The organism is Arthrobacter sp. S41 (assembly GCF_004320535.1).
GTDB lineage: Bacteria > Actinomycetota > Actinomycetes > Actinomycetales > Micrococcaceae > Glutamicibacter.
The window spans coordinates 261,134-283,075 of record NZ_SIHY01000001.1; the positions used below are offsets into that span (position 1 = coordinate 261,134).

Here is a 21,942-nt window from a genome sequence, read left to right on the forward strand (position 1 = left end):
GCCCCGCAGACGTTTCAGATATCTCAGGAGAACCATTGATGGCCTCATCCCGCATTGTCATTGCCGGTCCGGCCACATGGAATCATCTGATCAAGATGGATCACCTACCAGAACCGGTACCTCACACGCAGTTCGCACAGTCAGCCTGGCACACGGTAGGCGGAACAAGCGCGGGTAAAGCACTGCATCTGGCCGGGCTGGCAGCGGATGTTGAGCTATGGACCAGTTTGGATGAGGACACAGATGGCACTCGGGTAAAAAGCCTGCTCGAAACCGCCGGAGTCCACGTTCAGGTCATCCCAAGCAAGGACACCGAACGGCACGTTAACCTCATGGCTGGTGGAAGCCGAGTTTCCATCTATGTCTCTACGGTCTCTGCACCAACAGCCGCGTCGGTAGCAGCCCTTTGTGAGGCAGTAATGGGCGCACGTGTTGCGGTCATCGACCTCAGCGTCGTGGGCCAGCACCTCTTGGATTTGTTACCTGTTGAGCACCCGCCACTGTGGATGGATCTACATGACTATGACGGGTCCTCGACCTTCCACGAACCATTTCTGAGCCGGGCCAGCACAGTCTTCATGAATGACGACGGAACTGATGATCCCTGGACGCTCATGAAGTCCTGTCTTGAACGTGGCCCGCAGCTGGCGGTGTGCACCTTGGGTGCCAAAGGTGCGATCGCCTTGGAAGCTGACGGCACCCGGCACCAGGTTGCAGCCGCACCGGCAACAATAGTTGACACCAACGGTGCAGGCGATGCGTTCATGGCAGGGTTCCTCGCTGCAACTCTGAACGGTAACGACGTCCAGGAAGCGTTAAGCGCGGCCGCGCACCAAGCTACAGAAGCTCTAAAAACCAGGCACTTGCATCCGGTGCTCGCCGAGCTCTGGCAGCCGATTGATTAGCAGCTAGCTGACTATGTCCAAGGGCTGCGGCATTTTATTGTGATGATTTAACGCAAGTACTTGCCAGAGGCCCAACCGTTTTTACCGGCGTACTTCACTGGGTACCACCCCGATTTTTTGGAACCGGTGACGCTCACCTTTTTACCCTTGGGGATTGTCAAGATGATTCGGTGGTTGGTTCCGTTACCGGATCGCATGTTCAGGTTTTCAGTCGTCTTAGCCGACTTTGCCTTGATGGTCTTGGAGTCATCCTTTTTTGGAGTGTCCTTGGACGTATTCGATGGCATGGAGATGTTCTTTAGGTACTTGCCAGAAACCCAACTGGTCTTTGAACTGTACTGAACCTGGTACCAACCCGAATTCTTGGAACCGGTGAGCTTGACGGTTTTGCCGTTAGGAATGGTCAGCAAAATTCGGTTGCCGGTGCCAGCGCCGCTACGCATATTCAAATTTGCGCTTGTTTTTGCCGTTCCCTTGGCGCTCTTGGAAGGAGGAGTGGTGGACTTGCTTCCGGCAACACCGTAGTAGGCCTCAAGAGTTTTCGCGCCTGAGTTCTTGTAGCTCTTGGCCAGTGACGTTCCCAAGTAGCGGAAGTGCCATGGCTCGTACGAGTATCCCGTGACCGATTCTTGGCCCTTCGGATAACGAAGGATGAAGCCGTACTTATGTGCATTCTTTGCAACCCAACGGCCAACAGGAGTATCGGCAAAGCAGGCTTGCAGGCCGCAAGCGCTGTTGTTGTTTCCAACATCGATGGCCAGGCCCGTTTGATGCTCGCTGGTTCCCGGGACGGCCGAAATCTTAGATGCGTAGCTCTGACCGTAGATTCGTGTGTAGTAGTTGTAGAGCTCCGCCTGACGGGCGTAGGAACGGTAGCCGCTGACCGCACGAATCTTGACTCCGTCTTTGGCTGCTGCCTTGACCATCGTGGTGTAAGCAGATGATGCCGAAGATTTCAGGCGAACGTTAGTGCCTGGTACTGCAACTGTCTTAGGCGCGTATTTTTTGGGGCTCAACGGGTAGCTCTTGTTCACAAATACGTCGGTCCGGCTCGGATCACGCTGGATCTTGCGTGCAGCTATGTGTACCGCCGAGTCTACCGAGAGTGCTTGGGTGCTGATTTCGCTCGGCGCAGCAATGCTCGAAGTGGCAGAGGCTGGAGCTAGCGGCATCAATGTTGCCATTAACGCAACACTTAGCGTCATGGCCAGAGAAAGTCTAAGCATGCGTGGCGATTTCACGCGTGCGTCCAATCGGATCTCGAGTGATGTGCTGCTCATTTCATCACTAATCGCCCTCTGATTCAAGGTTTCTGCAATTGCTTGAAGATGAATGTTCTACTTGCCTGCGGTTTATCGACGCCAGTCTTCATTGGTGTCAAAAGGTGAATGTCCCGGTCAGAGACAGGTGGATACGTCATCTTGTGCCTGCGGCTGCGAGTTCAATTATTACGATGTGTTCAGCCAGCGGTGGAAGCGATACCGGTAGTTATGAGCTGGCATGCACAAACGCTTTTGAATGAGGTGGTCGGCGAGCATATTGATCGGACCTGACGCCCCGAACGGGTTGATCAATCCGAGAGGAGAATTTTTCTTGCTCGGTGAGTTTTGATAAGTTTGCGATCATGCATATCCGTCCAGAAGTCTTTGATGACCGTGCTGCGGTGTATGCAGTTACGCATGCAGCCTTCGCCGGAATAGACCCGATGGTGGAACCTGAAGAGGTCTCACTTTTGCAAGAACTGTTCGACTGCGACGAGTATGACTCCAGGTTTTCCTTGGTCGCTTTGGATGGCACCGCTGTCATTGGCCACGTGATTGCCACGTGGGGGAACATCGCTGGCGTACCGACTCTCGGGTTAGGCCCACTAGCGGTAGCCCCGGAATACCAGCACCGCGGCGTCGGATCGATCTTGATGCAGAGCATCCATGATCAGGCCGAAGCAGAAGCTCTTGGTGGAATCGTCCTCTTGGGTGCTCCGGGCTATTACCGCCGATTTGGATATGAGCCGGCACTCGCGCGAGGAATCAACCCGAGCGACAGCACCTGGGGCGATCATTTTATGGTCCGGGTCTTTGATGAGCGGAAGCTGCCCACCGGTCATTACCAGTATGCCAAGCCCTTCGGTGTTTGACTCAGAATTCTCGGTAAAAAAGTAGCGAAGTGTTGCCTGAGCCTACCGCTACGCGTAGACATGAAACATGGCATTAGATCAAAATTTAGAGCAACTGTCCTTCACCGTCTCAGGATTTATCTCCAAAGAGATTTCCGAGGTTTACGAAGCCGTTGCTGATCCCGAAAAACTCTCTAGCTACTTCACCACTGGTGGGGCTAAGGGCCGTGCTGAAACCGGGGAAACGCTCACCTGGGATTTTCATGATTTCCCTGGCGCTTTCCCGGTCAAAGTCATTGAGGCGCAGTCCCCAAAGAAAATCGTGATTCAATGGGGCGCTGAGCACACCACCTCAGATAACGCGATGAACACCGTGACCTTCGATTTCACTTCCGTTGATAATGACACACGAACTAAAGTCGATATCACCGAAACCTCGTGGCAAGCCACCACTGATGGCGCCAAAGCGGCCTTTGGCAATTGCATGGGATGGACCGGGATGATGGCCGCGATGAAAGCTTGGCTGGAGTACGGCATCAACCTGCGTGAGGGCTTCTACAAGTAATCTCGACGAATCTAGCGGCGACGTCGGTAGTACACGTGGGTGGCTAGCGAAGTTTCTCGTCGTGAGTAACGGTCCATATGCGACTCGATTGTTTCTACGGTGATCGCTTCGCCCTTGCCGAGCTGAATCGGCGCGATATGTAGGCGCAGTTCATCAATGAGTCCCTCGTTCAAGAACTGCACGATCGTGTTGGCGCCGCCAGCGATGGCTACCTGCCCTTCGCCGGCAGCTTCCTTGGCTTCGGAGAGCGCCTCCTGAATTCCGCGGGTGACAAACTGAAAACTTGTGCCACCATCAAGGCGAAGTGTGGGTCGAGGGTGGTGGCTTAGTACAAAAACCGGTGCGTGGTACGGAGGATTATCGCCCCACCAACCGCTCCAGTCGGACTCAAGGGCTTGTTCTGGTGGGCCAAACATATTCAGGCCCATGATGAACGCTGAGGCTTCGGTAATGGCCGCTATCTCGGCGGTATTTTCCTCGGTGCGCTCAAGTTGCCACCGATGCAGTTTCTCTCCGCCTTCGCCTAGCGGAGTTTCTAAGCATTGATTCGGTCCGGCGCAGAAACCATCAGAGGAAACCGTAACATCGCAAGTAACTAGCCCCATCACTAGACCTCAATTCATCATCGGAGAAACGCTTTGAGTATTGGTACTCCTACAGTGAACCGGTCAGAGAGTAGATGCAAGCAAATCACGCACGGAACGCGTCGAAGCTTAGGAATCAGCGTCCTTAGGAACACCAACAACATTCCACACCGTGGCGGCGTGCTTCTTTAGTAGTGCAGATTCCAAAACTATGGCGGCCTTGCGGTGCACACAAGTCACCCATCTGATCTCACCGTCCAGGCGGTCAATGGCGCGCCTTGCTACAGACTCAACTTTGTCTGCGGTTCCAGCTTCGGCCTGTTGGAGTAGTTCTTTCACCCAGGCGGGATCTGCCAGTGCCCGATCCATGGCATGTTTGCCTAGACCGGAGGTTGCGCCCTTGCCGGAAGAATAGATTCTTAACCGACCGCGCACACCCTTGCCGTTTCGTTCGCCGGCAGCTCCGATATACAGCGGTGGATTTGAGTCGCTGCCTTGCTGGCGAAACACGTAAACGCCAGGAAGCGCAGGTGCTTCGTTGGCTGCCTGAGCAAAGGGGATCCATTCGGACCAGTCCAGCGAATCTAGGGTTTCGTCGCTGATAGGTACCAACGGTGCGTTTAGTCCCGGGGCGCCAGCGAATCCGAGCTGGGTGAGCAACGCGGGTTGCAGGTGCCAGTTGCCGCCGGGCTTATTCGGGATTTGGACACCGCCCTTGGGGCGCTGCTTTTGAAGGTAAGTTCTTAGATCCTTGGTAGGAACGCCAAGCTGGCTAGCTGCTACGTCTAACGAAAGTAGCTGCTCATCTTCTAACAATGATCTTCCTTCGGTGCTGGTCTAGGTCCGACTATTTTGTTGCCTAGTTCAATGGTGCCAGAAAACCCGGTAGGCGGGGCGCGAGCCTGACCTACCGGGTCTGTGATGATGAACTAGTCAATGGCGCGGTGCAACTTCGTGCTCAACCGTTCTAATTCGTGAAATTCTTCTTCGCTCAGTGCTGAACCCAAAAGCTCATGAAGATGTTTAACATGCTCACGGCCGATTTCCTGCTGAACTTTGAGACCTTGATCGGTCAGCGAGAGCCGTGAGGCCCGTTGGTCATCTGGATCTGCTTCACGGACTACCAAGCCTCGCTCTTCTAAGCGAGTGATCATTCGACTCAAACTTGGTTGGGTAATGAGCAGATGTTTGTTCAGATCAACCATGCGGCTTTTGCCTTCGGGGCAGTTGCGCAAATTGAACAATACGTCGTATTCGCGCATGGAGAGCTTGCCGAACTCGGACATCGAATTGATGTGACGCATGACCGCCACCTGTGCTCGGAAGAGTGACTCCCAAGCATCGGTGGTGCTCTTGAGCGAGGCTACCGGTTTACTGGTCTCGGTCACTTGCTACTGGCTCCTTGGTATTTGCTAAGTCAGCTTCCATTTTAGCCCGGCGAGCTACAACCAAGCGTTCATGGGTTGGAGCTGGAGTCAGGTCGTTTGGAGCACGTGACTCCATTTCTTTGCGCAGTTCTGGCAAGACGTACTCACCAAACATGTCCAACTGATTCAGCACGGTCTTCAGTGGGAGACCTGCATGGTCCACCAAGTAGAGCTGGCGCTGGTAGGCGCCAAAGTATTCCTGGAAAGCCAGGGTCTTTTCGATGACCTGCTGTGGGGAACCAACGGTGAGCGGAGTTTGTGCGGTGAAATCTTCCAACGACGGACCATGGCCATAAACCGGCGCATTATCGAAGTATGGACGGAATTCTTTCACCGCCTGCTGCGAGTCCTTGGCCATGTAGAACTGGCCGCCAAGACCAACCACTGCCTGATGTGCTTTGCCGTGACCGTAGTGCTCGTAACGCTCACGGTACAGGTTGATCAGCTGCTGGTAGTGCTCCTTTGGCCAGAAGATGTTGTTGGCGAAGAAACCGTCACCATAGTAGGCAGCGATTTCAGCTACCTGTGGGGTACGGATTGAGCCGTGCCAGACGAACGGTGCAACATCATCAAGCGGACGCGGGGTGGAGGTGAAGTTCTGTAGGGGAGTACGGAACTTCCCTTCCCAGCTCACCACATCCTCATCCCACAGTCGGCGCAGTAGGTTGTAGTTCTCAACGGTCAGGTTCACTGAGTCCTGCATGTTTTTGCCAAACCATGGGTACACCGGTCCGGTGTTACCGCGGCCCAAGACCAAGTCCACACGACCATTGGAAAGGTGCTGAAGCATGGCAAAGTCTTCTGCGATTTTCACCGGGTCATTGGTGGTGATCAGCGTGGTGGTGGTTGAAAGAATAATTCGCTCAGTTTGCGCAGCGATGTAAGCCAGGGTAGTTGTCGGCGAGGAAGAGAAGAATGGACGGTTGTGGTGCTCGCCGATGGCGTACACATCCATACCAATTTCTTCTACCTTTTTAGCGATAGCTACCGAAGCGTCGATGCGCTCCTTTTCGGTCGGGATACGGCCGGTGGTTGGGTCGCGGGTGATGTCGCTGACTGAGAATACTCCGAACTGCATTTCCACTCCTGAATCTATGGGCTGTTGCGATGTGCGCTTACCTCAAATTTATATGCGTATGCATGTAATAACAAGTTGAAGCGTCAAATATTCCCTGAGGCTTAGAAAACTCGCCGTCAGTTCCGATGGCGCAAGAAGCGGTACCAGCTAAACAAGGCATCGTGCACAGCGATGCTGGATGGGGCTCGGTGACGGGTGCTGACCATGAGTAGTGATCAATCTCGCCGGGTTTCGCGACACCGGTGATGATTGGTTATCGTAGTGAAGATGAATCAATCTAGTAGCGTTGTGCGCCTCGGTCAGCGGAGGATTCCTCCGATGACCTTAGTACGCATGGCGTTGCTCGTTGGTTCAGTTTTTATCGGCCTGCTTTCCATGCATGTGCTGCTGGCACCGGCCACACAACCTCAGCCAGTTCCAGCAACGAGCCATGAACAGATAGTTGCCCATCATGGGGCTCGCGCCTCTGCCGATGCCAAGAGCGTTCCAGAAAGATCGCACGGTTGTGCTGACTGTCCGATGGACCATGACTTGGCAGCAGTAGGCTGCGTTCTCGCCTTGCTGGCGCTATTGCTACTTGTGCGCCCTCCGAGGGTTCTAGGTATTTCCGCTGTGGTGGAAAGTGTCTATCGACCAGTGAATGCCACCTCACGAGTATGGGCGACGAGGCCAGATTTGACCGCGTTGGGGATTTGTCGAACGTGAAATATTGGCAGGCGCTATCTTGACCTGCCGTTTCGCTCTTTTGTGCCAAGGCTAAGCCGGCACACGACATCTTTCACCCACCGTAGGAGTTTTTCTTGAAGGACAAAAATCTATATTTCAGCGCCCTGGCGCTAAGCACCCTGTTTGCATTCACCGCTTGCGCAGCCGAATCCGGGCAGGTGGCCGAACCAAGTTCCTCGGTTCACGACAGCGGACATCACGCTTCCTCGGCGCCAGCCACGGAATCGGGTGCCGCCAATTCGGCGGATATGAGTTTCGCCAGCGGAATGAAGGCCCACCATCAACAAGCTCTGGACATGTCCGAGGACCTGCTGAGCAAGGAAGATATTCCACAAGAGGTTCGGGAGCTGGCCGAAAAGATCAAGTCGGCTCAGGGCCCGGAAATTGAACTCATGAACAGTTGGCTAGCCGATTGGAAAATGCCTCAAGGCATGGATCACGGTCAAATGAACCACGGTGACGGCATGATTTCAGATGAAGACATTGCGGCCCTGAAAAAGGCCGAAGGAACTAGCGCTGCAAGGCTCTTTCTGCAGCAGATGATTACGCATCACGAAGGCGCGGTCGACATGGCCAAGACTGAAGTGGATCAAGGGTCAGATGCTGAAGCGATCAAGCTTTCAAAAAACATCATTGAAGATCAAAATCGTGAAATTCAAGAGATGAAAGAGCTGCTTAGCGGACTCTAACCTCGACGCTGTGCTGCTTGCCTTTGGGGCAGTGAGCATTAGATAAAACTAAACGGTGAGTGCCGCATGGCACTCACCGTTTAGTTGAACTTATGAGGTATTCAGCTCTTTGAACGCAACTGATCGCGGTCACGCCAAGCTCCGGTTCCCCAGAGTGCCAGTGCAACCAGCGCCGGCTGGAAGAACAGCCGAGCCAATCGCTTGCCATCGGTATCTAAACCGAAGGCATCGCGGTGATCCAGTAGCTGTGCGATATTGCCGGGGAATACTGCGACAAAAAACAGTGCCACTATCCAACCGACGTGAACACGCTTCTTGAGCAGGGTCAGTAGCGATAGACCTAGACCCACTTCTGCCACGCCGGACAATATAACCACTAAGTCAGGATCCAACGGAAGGCTCTGTGGAACTTGCGCCTGGAATTCTTGGCGTCCAAAGCTCAGGTGGCTAACGCCCGCGTAGGTCAGGAATGCGCCGAGCACCAGACGTGCTGTATGCCTTGGCTTGCTGAGTTGATTAGTCATCAGAAACGGTGACGGTCACGTCGATGTTGCCACGGGTGGCGTTCGAGTATGGGCACACGGCGTGAGCTGCATCAGCAAGTTCCTGAGCAGCGTCGTGATCCATTCCGGGGATGATAACTTCCAGCTCTACCGACAGCTTGTAGGCATCGCCATCGCGGTGCAGGTTCACTCGGCCACCAACGCTGGAGTCCTCAACCTTGATCTTGCGTGCACGAGCCACGGTGTTTAGTGCGGAGTGGAAGCAAGCCGAGTAGCCGGCAGCAAAGAGCTGCTCTGGGTTGGTGCCAATTCCGGTTCCACCCAATTCCTTAGGGGCAGTCAAAACCAGATCAAGACGGCCATCCGGGGTCTGTGCGCGACCTTCGCGGCCCTGGCCGGTGGACAATGCTTCTGCGGTGTACAAGGTTTCCATGGTTCTGCCTTTCTTAGGGGGAATACGTGCTGGTGGGCAGTAAATTATTTGCTGTCCATAGTTGGGATCTCTTGCATTGATTCGGTAAGCCGATGCAATGAGTTCACCAAAGCTTTGGCGCTGGCGATGTCGGGTAGGCCCGTGCCGCAAGCGATTTGTTCTGGGATATGCGCTAGTTCATTGCGTAGATTGTTGCCCTGCTCGGTGAGTAGAACGTTGACTACGCGAGTGTCTGTCTCGCTGCGTTGACGCTTGATGAATTCTTTGCTTTCCAGTCGGCGTAACAGCGGGGAGAGCGTTCCGGAATCCAGCTGGAGCATCTCACCGATTTCTCGTACCGGCTGCGATCCTTCATTCCAGAGGATCACTAGGACCAGGTACTGGGTGTAGGTCAGTTTCCACGGAGCTAGCAGCTCGGTGTAGGCCCTGGTGGTAGCTCGGGTTGCCGAGTACAGGGAGAAACAAACCATTTCATCAACTATCGCCATGCATTAATCATTGCACGTAATTAGATTGTGCGCAACTTAAATTTGTGGTGAAGTGCTTCACGCGGTCATGATGTCCACGCTGAGCAATTGGCGGAGACTCTGAAGATGAAAAACGGCGGACCAGACACCGTTAGTTTGGTGTCTGGTCCGCCGCCTAGTCGAGGCCGAGATTAATCTTCAGAAGCCTTAGGGGACTTATTGATCATCTCTTCAATCGTCCGTCGTTCGCGACGTGTGCTCGGGATCTGGCCGGTCATGGGATGAACCACTGGATCATTCGAGACAGGAGCCTTAGAAGTCTTACTTTCGACTTTGTCAGTTAGGTCGGTTTCTGACTTTTCAGGCTTCTCGCCTTGAACCGTCGACTCACTGGCCGGGGCAGTGATCTTTGCGGTGGCCGAATTCATCGCCAGAGCAAGATCAGCGGAATCGGTCTGTTGTTGTGAGGAGTGCTTGCGATTGGCACGACGTGCCGCACGCTTTTCCTTACGGGACTCAACCAATCGGTAGAGTACGGGGACCAGGATCAAGGTCAGCAAGGTAGAGGTCACCAGGCCACCGATCACCACGACAGCCAGAGGCTGTGAGATGAAGCCTGACTGTCCGGTCAGTCCAAGACCCATTGGAATCAGCGCAAAAATGGTGGCCAATGCGGTCATCAGAATCGGACGCAAACGTTGACGCGCACCATGGGTGATGGCGTCTTCTAGGCTCATGGCCGCACGCTCAGCGGAAGGCTGACGATATTGGTTGATCAAGTCGATCAGCACAATCGCGTTAGTGACCACAATGCCCACCAGCATCAACATACCAATCAGCGACGGCAGACCCAGCGGGATGCCCGAGATCAGCAGTAGACCGACGGCGCCGGTGGCAGCAAATGGAATGGATACCAGAAGCACCAGTGGCTGAATCAATGACTTAAAGGTGGCCACCATGATGACGTAAACGATGGCTACAGCAGCCAGCAATGCGAGGTAGAGCTGGTTGAACGAGTCTGCCTGCTCGGTGGCAGCGCCACCAATTTCTGCGCTGGCACCTTCTGGAAGATCGACCGAATCAAGCTTGGTCGTGACTTCCTTGGAAACCTTACCCAGCATGTTTTCATCCGGGGTCAGCGTCACCGTAGCGATGCGCTCACCGTTAGAGGTGGTGACCTGCTGGACTACCTTGGTGCGATCAACCTTGGCCAGATCCTGCAGCTTCTTCGGACCAGTTGCAGTAGGGATCTGCAGGTCGCGGAGCTTCTGTACGCTATCGAGCTTGAGCCCCTCACCAATCTGTACCGTCAGGTCGGTGTAATCAAGGCGAAGCTTGCCGGCTGGAACAGGGGAGACCTGGCCAGCGACCATTCCGGCCAGCTGGGATTCGGTCAGACCCGCTGCTGCGGCCTTATCTGCATCGATGTCGATGGATACCTGCTCACGTTCAGCCGAGAGGTTGTCGGTAATACCGGAGACATACGCGGTGTCCTCAAGCGCCTCACGCATAGTCGCTGTGGCTTCCCGCAAGCTGTCTTCATTAGGAGCTTTGATCTCCACGGTGACGTCACTTGAGGTCATAGCCGAAGAATTGGAACCGTAGGTGACGGTCATGTCCTTGGACAGATCAAGGGAATCAACTTGCTCGTGGATCGTATCGGTCAGCTTTTCCTGATCTGCGTCCTTATCGGTAATGACGGTAAAGCTTGCGGTGTCTGAACCGGAAGCAAACATGGCCGCCATGCCGCTGGCGGTACCGACGGTCATCTGAACGTCTTCTACACCATCAATGTCGCCAAGCTTAGACTCAATCTTCTTGGCTTCATTAGTGGTTGTATTCAACGCGGTACCCGAAGGCATAGTGGCCTTGACCGTGATGGAGTTTTCGCCGGTAGAACCCAGCAGGTTGGTGTTCAGCAACGGGGTCATGGCTACGGTGCCAGCCAAGATCAGCACTGAGGCCAACAAGGTGATGACCGGGTGCTTCTGGGTAGATTTCAGCACTGGCTGATAAGCCCGCTGCATCCACGACTTATCTTCAGCAACGTGAACCGTGTGCGCCTTGGTGGTCCCTGGACGGTGCGGTAAGAACCAGTAGGCCAAAACCGGAACGATAGTCAAAGAGACCAGAAGTGAAGCGAGCAGTGCGATGGTCATGGTTAGCGCGAACGGGCTGAACAGTTCACCAGCCATACCGCCAACCATTGCGATAGGTAGGAAGACTGCCACCGTGGTCAGCGTTGCAGCCGTGATAGCACCGGCAACTTCCTTGACCGCTAGCAAGATGGACTGAGCCTTGGATTCACCAAAGGCAAGGTGTCGTTTGATGTTTTCAATGACCACAATCGAGTCATCAACCACACGGCCAATGGAGATGGTCAGTGCGCCCAAGGTGAGCATGTTCAGGGTGTAGCCAAAGACGTTCATTCCAATGAAGGTCATCATCAGCGACAGTGGAATCGAGATTGCGGTGACCAAGGTGGAACGCACTGAGAACAGGAAGATCAAGATAATGATGACCGCAAAACCAAGGCCCAGCGCACCTTCGATAGCCAAGTGGCTGATCGAGTCTTCAATAAATGGTGCCTGATCAAAGATCGTGGTCATAGTGGCCTTGTGGCCCAGCTCGGACTGAAGGTCCTCAACCATGTCAGCAACCGCGTGGGAGATGGCAACGGTATCGCCATCTGGGGTTTTGGTCACCGAGATGGAAAGAGTTTCTGCACCGTTGGTGCGGGTGATGCTGGTTGCTTCATCGGCCTTGACCGAAACATCTGCAACGTCCTTGAGCAGGGCTGGTCCATTATCCGTAACGATCGGGATGTTCTTGATAGCATCCAAATTATCCGGGGTTGAGCCGGCAATAACGGGCAACTGGAGACCGTCCACGTTCATATTGCCCACCGGAATTGGTGAGCCGGCGTTCTCGATGCCGTCCTTCAAATCGGAGACGGTCAGCCCGGCACGGGACATCTCAGCGTTTTTCGGTTTCACCGCAATGTGCTGGGTCGCACCACCAGAAACTGAGGCTTCACGGACTCCGTCAATCTTCTGTAGCTTGGGAAGTGCAATTCGCTTAACGTCGTCATTGAGCGACTCCAAGGACTCATCCGAGGAGACAGCAAGCATCAGTACCGGAAGATCTGCGATGGAGCCGGCCAGCGCTGTTGGCTCAACGTCATCAGGTAATTGGGACTTGGCGTTAGAGATCGCGCGGTCTACTTGAGAACGGGCACGATCCATATCGGTGCCGTACGCAAAGGTTAACGCAATGCGGGTGAATCCGGCCTGCGAGGTAGCGCTGGAAGATTCAAGACCCTCAACAGCCTGCAACGCCGTTTCAAGCGGAGCGGCAACCTGCTCATCGATGACATCAGGACTTGAACCTGTTTGGGTAGCCATGACGGAGATCTGCGGGAACTCCATGGAGGGGATTAGTTCCTGTTTTAGTGATCCCATGGAGATCACACCAAAGATGGCGGCGAAGACCGTAATTAGCGCAATGAGCGCTCGGTTCTTCAATGACAAGGTGGCCAAGCGTTGCATGCGGGTGTAGTCCTAGCTAGGTCGCAGTACGGATGAAGTGCTTGGAACCAATTCTAGTTTGTTGTGCATGCGCAACTGTCCACTAAAGAGTTAAAACGGTAAAGATCATCCGTGAGGAGTAGTGGCACAAACAAACCCCTCGCGGACTGTTGTCCGCAAGGGGTTTGTAAGTTCTTCAAGTGCGCGGGTTAGGCACGGACGTTGCCACCAGAAACGGCCGCAAATTTGTCGATTATTTCCAATTCTTCGGTGGAGAACTCAAGATTATTGACCGCAGCCAACGAGTCTTCCAACTGCTTCACGCTCGATGCACCAACCAAGGCGGAGGTCACTGGCGTGCCAAGTGGCTGGTCGCGCAGCAACCACGCGATAGCCATCTGGGCCAACGACTGCCCGCGCTTGGCAGCAATATCGTTGAGCCCGCGGATACGGTCCAGGATCTCGTCGGTGATTGCCGACTCGGAGAGGAATCGTCCCTTGGTGGCGCGCGAGTTTTCCGGGATTCCATTCAGGTACCGGTTGGTCAGCAAACCCTGGGCCAATGGCGAGAAGGCAATAGACCCAGCACCTACCTGCTCCAAGGCTTGGAAGACGTTAGGGTTCTCTGCTTCGGTCCAGCGGTTAAACATTGAGTAGCTTGGCTGATGAATGAGTAGTGGAGTGCCAAGTTCCTTGAGGATTCGTGCTGCCTCCAGTGTCTGGGCAGGGGAGTACGAGGAGATACCTGCGTACAGTGCCTTGCCTGAACGGACTGCTTGATCCAGTGCGCCCATGGTTTCTTCCATAGGTGTCTCAGGATCTGGGCGGTGGCTGTAGAAAATATCTACGTAGTCTAGGCCCATGCGTTCGAGGGACTGGTCAAGGCTGGACAGCAAATACTTGCGGGAGCCGCCATCACCGTAGGGGCCAGGCCACATGCGGTGACCGGCCTTGGAAGAGATGACCAATTCGTCGCGGTAAGGCTTGAAGTCTTGGGCCAGGTGGCGACCGAAGTTCTTTTCAGCGGTACCATCCGGTGGACCGTAGTTATTGGCCAGATCAAAGTGTGTGACACCTAGATCAAAGGCACGGCGCAGGATTGCGCCCTGCTCGTCAAAGCGTTTGTCATCGCCAAAGTTATGCCACAGTCCCAACGAAATAACGGGAAGCTTCAGACCGCTACGTCCAACGCGGCGGTAGGGCATGGAGTCGTAACGGTTTCCCGCTGCGGTATAGGTCATTGGTACCTTTCAGCATTCCGCGCGGGGTTGGCCGGCGCAGGAAATTTTGAGACTAAAAACAGTTAGTGTGAAGTAGACAACCTTTTTGAGGATACAGGAATTGTGATCTGTGGTTCTTGGTGTGGCCCGTGTGGAATTAAATTGTTCGGAGCAAGAAGTTCTATGGAATGAGGGAGGCTTCCAATGTCGGTCATAGACGAGCGTTTCGGGTTGGCAGACCGCCAGGTCGAGTCTTTTCGGTACCGAATGAGTTACCTGACGATTCTTGGTATCTAGATCTATACCGTGCCGTGGTTAGGGAATGAATAGCTTCAGCCCAAAGAGTCGCTTTTATGAAAATTTGGTACTTTCTGGTGGTTGCAAGATTTCTAGGAAAAGTATTATGCCTGCTTTACGTCAACGTTCTAATGAAGTTTCTGTTCAGTAACAATTAGAGCCGTAAACTTATTTGTCTGAATTTCTCTAAAATGTCGGAAGCTGGACGTACGCTTGGGGCTACTTGGTGGGGATTGATTGGGGCCATCAAGTTCACTCTCAAATCAGTTCCTAGGAGGACAAGTTGTCCACTCGTTTTAATCCACCGCCAGCCTGGCGGCCTTACCTTCCGCACGATTTTGTCCCTGGTGTCCAATGGACCCCAGAGCCTTCTTGGGGCGCTCCGCCAGCCGGATGGCCTCTGTGGGTTGACATGAATACCGGAGCTGCTGCTGAACCGCCGATCGAGTATTCGCAGAACCCGTTCCTGTTCATGTCTGTAGTGCCGGATTGGGGAGCAACAAATAGCGCTTCACTTGATTCCTCGCCGCTTGGGTTGCCTGTGTCTTCCGCCAAGAAGCGCCTTGGGCGAGGAAAGAAAATTGGCCTCGGCGTTCTAGGGGGAATCGTTGCCATTGTTGTCATCGCTGCGCTTAGTGATGGGGGCGAAGACGGGGGTGGTGACCCGGTAGTTGCAAGTCCAAGCGCCAATGTTGCTGCAAGCGCCTCGAATATCGCGCTGGCCGAGGAACCGTTGGCAAGTGCCTCTGCTTTTTCTGAAGCTGACGAAAGCTCTAAAGAAGCGGCGGAGGAACAGGCCAAGGAAGAAAAAGCTGCGGCAAGTTCAGCGGCCGCTGCCGAAGAGAAAGAAAAGGCCGCGGCGGAAGAAAAAGCAAAGGCTGAGGAAGAAAAGAAAGCTGAAGCTAGCGCCAAGGCTAAGGAGGAAGCGGAAGCTTCGGCGGAAGCGGAAGAAGAAGCTGGGACACTTAGCCAGCAAAATGCGCTGAATAAAGCTGCTGATTATTTGGAATATACCGCTTTTTCAAAGACTGGTCTCGCTGGACAGCTTGAATTTGAGGGTTTTTCAAAATCCGAAGCTGCTTGGGCGGTTGAACGCGTCACTGTTGATTGGAACGAACAGGCCGCGTTGAAAGCTGCCAGTTACTTGGAATATACGTCATTCTCAAAGTCAGGGCTGGTCAAACAGCTGGAATTTGAAGGCTTCACCCAGAAGCAGGCGGCATATGGGGTAAGCACAACGGGTCTGTAGCTACGATGCTGAGTGACTATCATTTTTGTGATGGCTGAGAGGCAAGTCTCGAGCTTTGTTGCTGGTGTCTAGTTGCTCATGGTGTGGTTAACGTAAAAAGGTCCGTCCACCAATTGGTGGACGGACCTTTGAACGTAGAACTAGATTAGTCCCAGAGCCTTATCGGTAGCAGCCTTAACCTCAGCGTAGAGCGCTGGGTTTTCATTCAGCTTCTGACCGTAAGAAGGAATCATGTCATTGAGCTTCGACTCCCAGCCGGCGAACTGCTTAGGGAAGCAGCGCGAGAGCAGGCCAACCATGATTGGGGTTGCGGTCGAAGCACCAGGCGAAGCGCCGAGCAGACCGGAAATGGAGCCGTCCGAAGAAGTGATGACCTCGGTTCCGAACTGAAGTACACCGCCCTTCTTGGCATCCTTCTTGATGACCTGTACACGCTGACCGGCGGTGATCAATTCCCACTTGGAACCATCGGCACCAGGGAAGTACTCGGTCAGCGCCTCGTCCTTCTTAGCGCGGGACTTGAGAACTTCCTTGATCAGGTAAGTAGTCAGATCTAGGTTGTCCTTGCCAACAGCCAACATCGGAATGAGGTTGTGTGGGCGCAGCGACAGTGGAAGATCAAGCTGGCTGGTGGACTTCAAGAAGTTCATCGAGAATCCAGCGTAAGGGCCGAACATCAGCGAGCGCTTGCCATCAACAAAGCGGGTGTCCAAGTGTGGAACCGACATTGGAGGAGCGCCAACCGAAGCCTGGCCGTAAACCTTAGCATTGTGCTGGTTCACGATGGTCTCATCGGTGCAACGCAAGAACTGACCGGAGACTGGGAAGCCACCGAAGCCCTTGATTTCATCAATGCCTGACTTCTGCAGCAGTGGCAGTGCGCCGCCACCTGCGCCAACAAAGACGAACTTTGCCTTGACGTTCTTTACTGTGCCGGAGGCCTTGTCCTTGACGGTCAGTTCCCAACCAGCACCGGAGCGCTTGAGGTTCTGAACCTTGTGACCGTAGTTCACCGAAGCACCAGCGGCGCTCAGCGAGTTGGTCAAATCTGCGGTGAGGCGACCGAAGTCAACGTCGGTACCCGAGGTTACGCGTGAAGCTGCAACCTTCTGCGAAGCGTCGCGACCCTGAGCAACGAGTGGAGTCCACTGATTGATGGTGTCTAGGTCGTTGGTGATTTCCAGTTCCTCAAACAGAGCGTTGGGCTTCAGTGCCTCGTAACGGGTCTGCAGGTACTTGGAGTGGTCCTCGCCGATAACAAACGACATATGAGGAAGCGGGTTGATGAAGCTGTTGTCAGCAACGCGCTTGTTGTCCACGGCCCAGGAGAAGAACTGGCGGGACATCTGGAACTGTTCGTTGATGCCAATAGCCTTGGCTGGATCAACCGAACCGTCAGCAGAAGCTGCGGTGTAGTTCAACTCGCACAGGGCCGAGTGGCCGGTACCAGCGTTGTTCCAAGGGGAGGATGACTCCAACCCCGCCTTGTCTAGGTTCTCAAAGAGACCAATAGACCAGGTTGGTTCCAGCTGGTTGATCATGGTGCCAAGAGTGGCACTCATGATGCCGGCACCGATTAGTACTACGTCAAAAGATTCGGTTGACGTTTCAGAAGGCACGAGGATCTCCATCGACAGTGATACTTTGCTCTATCCCAGAGTAGACCTAACCACCCTTGGGTTAGAAATCGTTAACTGGGTTAATGCTGATTAACTCTTTAGGGCTGGTGAATTAGTCATCTGCACATCGGCGTAGCATTCGTTGAGCATCGGCGATGGGGGATAGAAGGTGACGTTTCCGTTGAATGCCAAGGCTGAGATTGGGAAGACCAGTGGCAACAACGGTAGATCCTCATCCAATGTCTTCAGAATGCTTGCGTAGGCATTAGTGCGTTCTTCTCCCGAAGGAATGGAACGAGCAAGCAAGATTTGTGAGTCAAGTAACGCTGACTTGTATCCGAACTCATTAGCTTTATTTGCCAATATTCCGGAGAAGAAGTCATCTGCTGAGCGGTAGCCTCCGGAGAACCCGAGTAGGTGTAGCCCGTTAAATTCACTTGATTGCACGGTTTTCACATAGCCATCGGTCCACGCGATAGGACGAGGCTTGATACGAATGCCTACCTTGGCTAGGTCCTCTGAGATCTGAGCAAAGGTACGTTCAGGAAGTGGGAGATAGTTGCGCGATACCCGTAGTGGGTAGGCAAACTCAATTTCTTCTCCCTTGTAGTTGATCTCATCCAGAAGTGCCTTGGCCTTGGACTCATCATGACTCGGCGTATTTTCTGGACTGGGAATGTTCAGCGCTGGCGGCAAAATGGTGGCCGCGTACTTTGATCCCTGAATGAATAGTTTGTCAGCCAGTGAAGTCCTGTTAGTTGCATGGGCAATGGCCTTGCGGAACTCAGGCTTTGCTAGCCACTTGTTGCGCTGATCCATGCCGAGGTACAGCACGGAGAATGGGTCACGCTGAACAACTACCTTTGCATTGCGTACCAAGGTGCGCATGGTGTCAACGGAGACCATATCGAATCCATCAACTTCTTCGGCCAGCAAGGCGCCCTCCCGGTTATACGGGGAAGGTATGGAAGAAATGAGAACTACTTCTGGGTGTTGCTTATTGTCTGTGAGCCGCTTCTGATTCCAGTAGTCAGCAAAGATCTCGAGACGAACAACAACCTTGTCCAAAGAAACAAACTTATAGGGACCGGTGCCGACCGGTGCGGTAGCCAAAGATTCGGCAGGGTTATCTTCTGGTCCACCGGTCAGGCCGCTAGGTGCAGCAATGGCCATTCCTGGAAGAGTGAATGCCTCAATAAGATCTGGCAGGCGGCGGCGCAAACGTAGAGTGACTTCGTATTTGTCGGTGGCTTCCACCGACCTGAAGTAGCTTGCGCTCCCACCCTTTGACTTACCAGTAAAGAGGTTGGTGGTGAATTGCTTTTGCAGCTCCGTTAGCTGTTGAACACGTTCTTGCTGTGTGGCCAGTTGTTCTGCCGAAGCGGATTCGCCGTCCTTGACCTCCGGCTCAAGATCGTCGGCCTTAGGGAGCTTGGGAATGTCACAGTCGTAGTGGAAAACGTCAAAGAAACCCTGCGTCGACGAGGCGGTTTGGGAGCTGGACAGGGATTCCCAACGTTTGAAGTTGGCAATAACGCCGGCTGCAATCAGCTCGGTGCCGTCGTGAAAGAGCACACCTTCACGCAATTTGAAGACGTAGGTTAGTCCGTCTGTACTTTCACTCCAAGACTCTGCCAGTCCTGGAATTGCGCCACCGGTATCCAGATCAATATTAACGAGCGTCTCGTACACCTGACGAGTGACGCGGAACGACTCATTGTCGGCAACCACGGCTGGATCTAACTTGATCGGCGGAGCCGAGGCGGACAGGCGTAGGGTCCGGGGAATCGGGGTGCTTGAGGCAGAAGCATTGGAAGACGGATCGGCTTGAGTGCCAGATTTTCCAGTGCAGGCGGCCAATGCCAGAGCGGTTGTCGCCAAAGTACCGGTCAGCATTGCGCGTCGAGATACGAGACTTAGTGGCAAATCGGGCACTGGGATGGCTCATCTTCCTTTAGCAAGCAACGTTCTATGCCGCACGCACCAATAACAATGGTGGACTAACGGTATTTATCAAAGATAGCGCACCATCGCTATAGCCCCGGGGCTAAAACTCCCGGGGCGGATAAGTGTCACCTAATTGTTAGCTGCGGTGCACAACATTCTCGCCAAGATCTCCCTCGGACCATTGAACTAGCTGTCGCTTGAGGAGCTTGACCATACGCGGGAAGAAGGCTGCAGTATTTCCGCCGTTGTGGGGAATGATCAGCGCGTTGGGATGCTGCCACAAGGGGTGATCTTTAGGCAGTGGCTCCGGGTCGAACACATCCGAGGCAACGTTGAGGCGTCCAGAGGCGACTTCTTTAACCAAAGCATCGGTATCAACCACCGGTCCGCGAGCAACATTCACGATCGTTGCGCCGTCGGGCAGCTGCGCCAAGAGCTCAGCGTCAACAAGATGATGGGTGGAATCGGTGAGCGGCACAATCAAGATTAGTACTTCTATATCTGCAGCGTGCTGGGAAAGTTCGTTGGTGGAAAGGATTTCGCCGTGCTCATCTGCACGAGCTGTTGAACCAAAGCGCAGCAGGTTTACCTCAAAAGGTTCCAGACGCTTGCGAATTTCTTCACCGATTCCGCCAACACCTACCAGTCCTACGGTTCGATCAGCCAGACCAGGCCACTGCTGCGGGTTCCAGCGGCCGTCCTGCTGGTCTCGAACTGCCTGCGGGAATCCACGCAGGGACGCAATAGCCAGACCGATGGCCATCTCTGCAGTTGATGCTGCGTGGACTCCGGCTGCTGTGTTGATGTTTGCCCGGTCTCCAATCAGATCCACTAAGCCGTCAAAGCCGGTGGTCTGGGTCTGAACAATCTTCAAGTTAGGTGCCTTGCGGATGTTGTTCAGGGCCGCTGGGTTAGCCATATAAGGCATGACCGCAATTTCAATCTCGTCTAGGGGAGTCTGCGGGTCGTTGACCAGATCCCACAGCACTGGTTTGAGATTCTCGGGGAATGAGCCCACCGCATCAATCAAATCTTGGGAAGGGAAAGAAATTGTTTGTTGTCCACTCATGGATTCACTGTACAAACCGAAGCGATCCTATGGAAGTAACGCCTAGTCATATCCTGTAATGAAGGTCACCGGTCCGCGGTGGGTATCGAATTTGCGCTGGGGGATAAAGCTGGTAAAGTTTTATCTCGTTGCGAAAGCGCGGAGCCCAAAAGCTTCTAGAACATCGCAGCGGGCGCCTCTAGCTCAATTGGCAGAGCAAATGACTCTTAATCATTAGGTTTCGGGTTCAAGTCCCGAGGGGCGCACCAACATATTGATCGTTTCGATGAGCAATATGTTCACAAAAGAATAAAACGCGCCTCTAGCTCAATTGGCAGAGCAAATGACTCTTAATCATTAGGTTTCGGGTTCAAGTCCCGAGGGGCGCACCAAAGAAAATAGGTCAGACTTCGGTCTGGCCTATTTTTGTTTTCCCGGATTCTCGGGACCTAAATTCAAATTGCGTTCCTTCTGCCTGTAGGCCCGTGTTCTACGTGGCAACCACAAGGCACGGAAGGTAATGTGAGGCGCTGCATAGACAATATGGTGTGGCGTGAGTTACTTGGTGCTCAGTTGGCCTATCGTAAATCAGGGGTTGACTAGTAGCTACGCGCTCATTAGCGGCAGATTGACCGGGTTTTGTTTTTTGGTCGGTTACTGCTTATGATTATCTACGTTGCAAAGACAACTTCTTCAAAAGAACTAGTCAGAGCGATATGCGCCTCTAGCTCAATTGGTAGAGCAAATGACTCTTAATCATTAGGTTTCGGGTTCAAGTCCCGAGGGGCGCACAGTAAATCCGATCTGATTCATCAGGTCGGATTTTTTGTATACCGCGAAGAAAAGAGGTCCAGTAATGAGCACTTCCGAAACAACCGCACGCCTTGCCGTTGGCGATAAGGCTCCAGAATTTACCCTGACTGACGCAGCGGGTAACTCGTTGTCCTTATCTGATTACCGCGGTAAGAAAACCATCGTATATTTCTACCCGGCAGCTTCCACTCCAGGCTGCACTAAGCAGGCCTGCGACTTCCGTGACTCGATTGAGTCTTTGAAGTCTCTGGGCTACCAAGTTCTGGGTATCTCTCCGGACAAGGTTTCAAAGCTGGAAAAGTTCGTCGCAAACGAATCCCTAAACTTCCCAACACTCTCTGATGAGGATCACGCGGTGGCCGAGGCCTACGGCGCGTGGGGTGAAAAGAAGAACTACGGACGTGTCTACGAGGGGCTGATTCGCTCAACCATCGTTGTGGATGAAGAGGGCAATGTGGCACTCGCGCAGTACAACGTGCGTGCTGCAGGTCACGTTGCTAAGCTCCGTCGTGACTTGGGGATTGACCCAAAGTAGGCCGCGTGACCCGCCGATTTCGTATCGGTGAAAACTTCCGCTACACTGATTGAGGTCGCCTTCGAGGATTTCGATTCTCGGTGTAGCGCTAGCGAGTATGGCGGAATTGGTAGACGCGCTGGATTTAGGTTCCAGTGTCTTCGGACGTGAGAGTTCAAGTCTCTCTACTCGCACCTGATAACCCTGCGGTCTGAGCA

Annotated in this window: 20 protein-coding genes and 4 tRNA genes; 11 read left to right on the forward strand and 13 right to left on the reverse strand. The window is 53.7% G+C overall.

Going from position 1 to position 21,942, the window contains the following annotated elements; all coding sequences use genetic code 11:
- The first annotated feature begins 38 nt into the window (after positions 1-38).
- On the forward strand, positions 39-905 hold the full coding sequence (locus EYR88_RS01285; RefSeq protein WP_131087943.1) for a carbohydrate kinase family protein: 867 nt from the start codon (positions 39-41) through the stop codon (positions 903-905).
- Between the two features lie 47 nt (positions 906-952).
- Here the strand turns inward: EYR88_RS01285 and EYR88_RS01290 are convergent, their stop codons facing one another.
- The gene (locus EYR88_RS01290) at positions 953-2,089 is read right to left on the reverse strand and encodes a D-alanyl-D-alanine carboxypeptidase family protein (protein ID WP_207306451.1); all 1,137 of its coding nucleotides are present in this window, start codon (positions 2,087-2,089) and stop codon (positions 953-955) included.
- A 416-nt stretch (positions 2,090-2,505) separates the two neighbouring features.
- Here EYR88_RS01290 and EYR88_RS01295 point away from each other — a divergent pair, with 416 nt between their 5' ends.
- Both EYR88_RS01295 and EYR88_RS01300 read left to right on the forward strand, forming a co-directional pair.
- Positions 2,506-3,039, forward strand: coding sequence for an N-acetyltransferase (locus EYR88_RS01295; RefSeq protein ID WP_131087945.1), 534 nt, complete (start codon positions 2,506-2,508; stop codon positions 3,037-3,039).
- 67 nt (positions 3,040-3,106) lie between these two features.
- Positions 3,107-3,583, forward strand: a complete 477-nt coding sequence (locus EYR88_RS01300) for an SRPBCC domain-containing protein (protein ID WP_131087946.1) — start codon at positions 3,107-3,109, stop codon at positions 3,581-3,583.
- An 11-nt stretch (positions 3,584-3,594) separates the two neighbouring features.
- Here EYR88_RS01300 and EYR88_RS01305 read toward each other — a convergent pair whose 3' ends face one another.
- The 4 genes from EYR88_RS01305 to EYR88_RS01320 form a co-directional block, all read right to left on the reverse strand.
- Positions 3,595-4,188, reverse strand: coding sequence for a dihydrofolate reductase family protein (locus EYR88_RS01305; protein WP_131087947.1), 594 nt, complete (start codon positions 4,186-4,188; stop codon positions 3,595-3,597).
- Between the two features lie 108 nt (positions 4,189-4,296).
- Positions 4,297-4,983: a hypothetical protein gene (locus EYR88_RS01310; protein WP_242632425.1), complete on the reverse strand. Its 687-nt coding sequence runs from the start codon at positions 4,981-4,983 to the stop codon at positions 4,297-4,299.
- 113 nt (positions 4,984-5,096) lie between these two features.
- Positions 5,097-5,555, reverse strand: coding sequence for a MarR family transcriptional regulator (locus EYR88_RS01315; RefSeq protein WP_131087948.1), 459 nt, complete (start codon positions 5,553-5,555; stop codon positions 5,097-5,099).
- Positions 5,539-6,672, reverse strand: coding sequence for a CE1758 family FMN-dependent luciferase-like monooxygenase (locus EYR88_RS01320; protein ID WP_131087949.1), 1,134 nt, complete (start codon positions 6,670-6,672; stop codon positions 5,539-5,541). The genes EYR88_RS01315 and EYR88_RS01320 overlap by 17 nt, the downstream gene beginning before the upstream one ends.
- A 318-nt stretch (positions 6,673-6,990) precedes the next feature.
- Here EYR88_RS01320 and EYR88_RS01325 point away from each other — a divergent pair, with 318 nt between their 5' ends.
- Positions 6,991-7,377 carry a DUF6153 family protein gene (locus EYR88_RS01325; protein WP_131087950.1) on the forward strand — a complete coding sequence of 129 codons (387 nt, stop codon included), beginning with the start codon at positions 6,991-6,993 and terminating at the stop codon, positions 7,375-7,377.
- A gap of 95 nt (positions 7,378-7,472) precedes the next feature.
- Positions 7,473-8,087 carry a DUF305 domain-containing protein gene (locus EYR88_RS01330; RefSeq protein ID WP_131087951.1) on the forward strand — a complete coding sequence of 205 codons (615 nt, stop codon included), beginning with the start codon at positions 7,473-7,475 and terminating at the stop codon, positions 8,085-8,087.
- 101 nt (positions 8,088-8,188) lie between these two features.
- Here the strand turns inward: EYR88_RS01330 and EYR88_RS01335 are convergent, their stop codons facing one another.
- From EYR88_RS01335 to mgrA, 5 genes are all read right to left on the reverse strand, one after another.
- Positions 8,189-8,611, reverse strand: a complete 423-nt coding sequence (locus EYR88_RS01335; RefSeq protein WP_131087952.1) for a DoxX family membrane protein — start codon at positions 8,609-8,611, stop codon at positions 8,189-8,191.
- Entirely contained in the window at positions 8,604-9,023 is a 420-nt protein-coding gene (locus EYR88_RS01340; protein WP_131087953.1) for an organic hydroperoxide resistance protein, read from the reverse strand. The genes EYR88_RS01335 and EYR88_RS01340 overlap by 8 nt, the downstream gene beginning before the upstream one ends.
- A gap of 44 nt (positions 9,024-9,067) precedes the next feature.
- Positions 9,068-9,511, reverse strand: coding sequence for a MarR family transcriptional regulator (locus EYR88_RS01345; protein WP_242632426.1), 444 nt, complete (start codon positions 9,509-9,511; stop codon positions 9,068-9,070).
- Positions 9,512-9,681: 170 nt separating this feature from the next.
- Positions 9,682-13,038: an efflux RND transporter permease subunit gene (locus EYR88_RS01350; RefSeq protein ID WP_131087954.1), complete on the reverse strand. Its 3,357-nt coding sequence runs from the start codon at positions 13,036-13,038 to the stop codon at positions 9,682-9,684.
- Positions 13,039-13,226: 188 nt separating this feature from the next.
- Complete coding sequence (gene mgrA, locus EYR88_RS01355) at positions 13,227-14,258, reverse strand: L-glyceraldehyde 3-phosphate reductase (RefSeq protein WP_131087955.1); 1,032 nt, start codon at positions 14,256-14,258, stop codon at positions 13,227-13,229.
- A gap of 688 nt (positions 14,259-14,946) precedes the next feature.
- Between mgrA and EYR88_RS01360 the strand changes: the two genes are divergently transcribed.
- Positions 14,947-15,783, forward strand: a complete 837-nt coding sequence (locus EYR88_RS01360) for an Ltp family lipoprotein (RefSeq protein WP_131087956.1) — start codon at positions 14,947-14,949, stop codon at positions 15,781-15,783.
- Between the two features lie 140 nt (positions 15,784-15,923).
- Here the strand turns inward: EYR88_RS01360 and EYR88_RS01365 are convergent, their stop codons facing one another.
- The 3 genes from EYR88_RS01365 to EYR88_RS01375 form a co-directional block, all read right to left on the reverse strand.
- Complete coding sequence (locus tag EYR88_RS01365; RefSeq protein ID WP_207306452.1) at positions 15,924-17,414, reverse strand: malate:quinone oxidoreductase; 1,491 nt, start codon at positions 17,412-17,414, stop codon at positions 15,924-15,926.
- A 78-nt stretch (positions 17,415-17,492) separates the two neighbouring features.
- Positions 17,493-19,337: an ABC transporter substrate-binding protein gene (locus EYR88_RS01370; RefSeq protein WP_131087957.1), complete on the reverse strand. Its 1,845-nt coding sequence runs from the start codon at positions 19,335-19,337 to the stop codon at positions 17,493-17,495.
- A 148-nt stretch (positions 19,338-19,485) separates the two neighbouring features.
- Complete coding sequence (locus EYR88_RS01375) at positions 19,486-20,418, reverse strand: 2-hydroxyacid dehydrogenase (protein ID WP_131087958.1); 933 nt, start codon at positions 20,416-20,418, stop codon at positions 19,486-19,488.
- A 172-nt stretch (positions 20,419-20,590) separates the two neighbouring features.
- Here EYR88_RS01375 and EYR88_RS01380 point away from each other — a divergent pair.
- The 5 genes from EYR88_RS01380 to EYR88_RS01400 all read left to right on the forward strand — a co-directional run bounded on the left by EYR88_RS01380 (position 20,591) and on the right by EYR88_RS01400 (position 21,918).
- Positions 20,591-20,666: transfer RNA gene (locus tag EYR88_RS01380), tRNA-Lys, on the forward strand.
- A gap of 47 nt (positions 20,667-20,713) precedes the next feature.
- A tRNA-Lys gene (locus EYR88_RS01385) sits at positions 20,714-20,789 on the forward strand.
- A gap of 326 nt (positions 20,790-21,115) precedes the next feature.
- A tRNA-Lys gene (locus EYR88_RS01390) sits at positions 21,116-21,188 on the forward strand.
- Positions 21,189-21,253: 65 nt separating this feature from the next.
- Entirely contained in the window at positions 21,254-21,745 is a 492-nt protein-coding gene (gene bcp / locus EYR88_RS01395) for a thioredoxin-dependent thiol peroxidase (protein ID WP_131087959.1), read from the forward strand.
- 91 nt (positions 21,746-21,836) lie between these two features.
- A tRNA-Leu gene (locus EYR88_RS01400) sits at positions 21,837-21,918 on the forward strand.
- Positions 21,919-21,942: the final 24 nt, after the last annotated feature.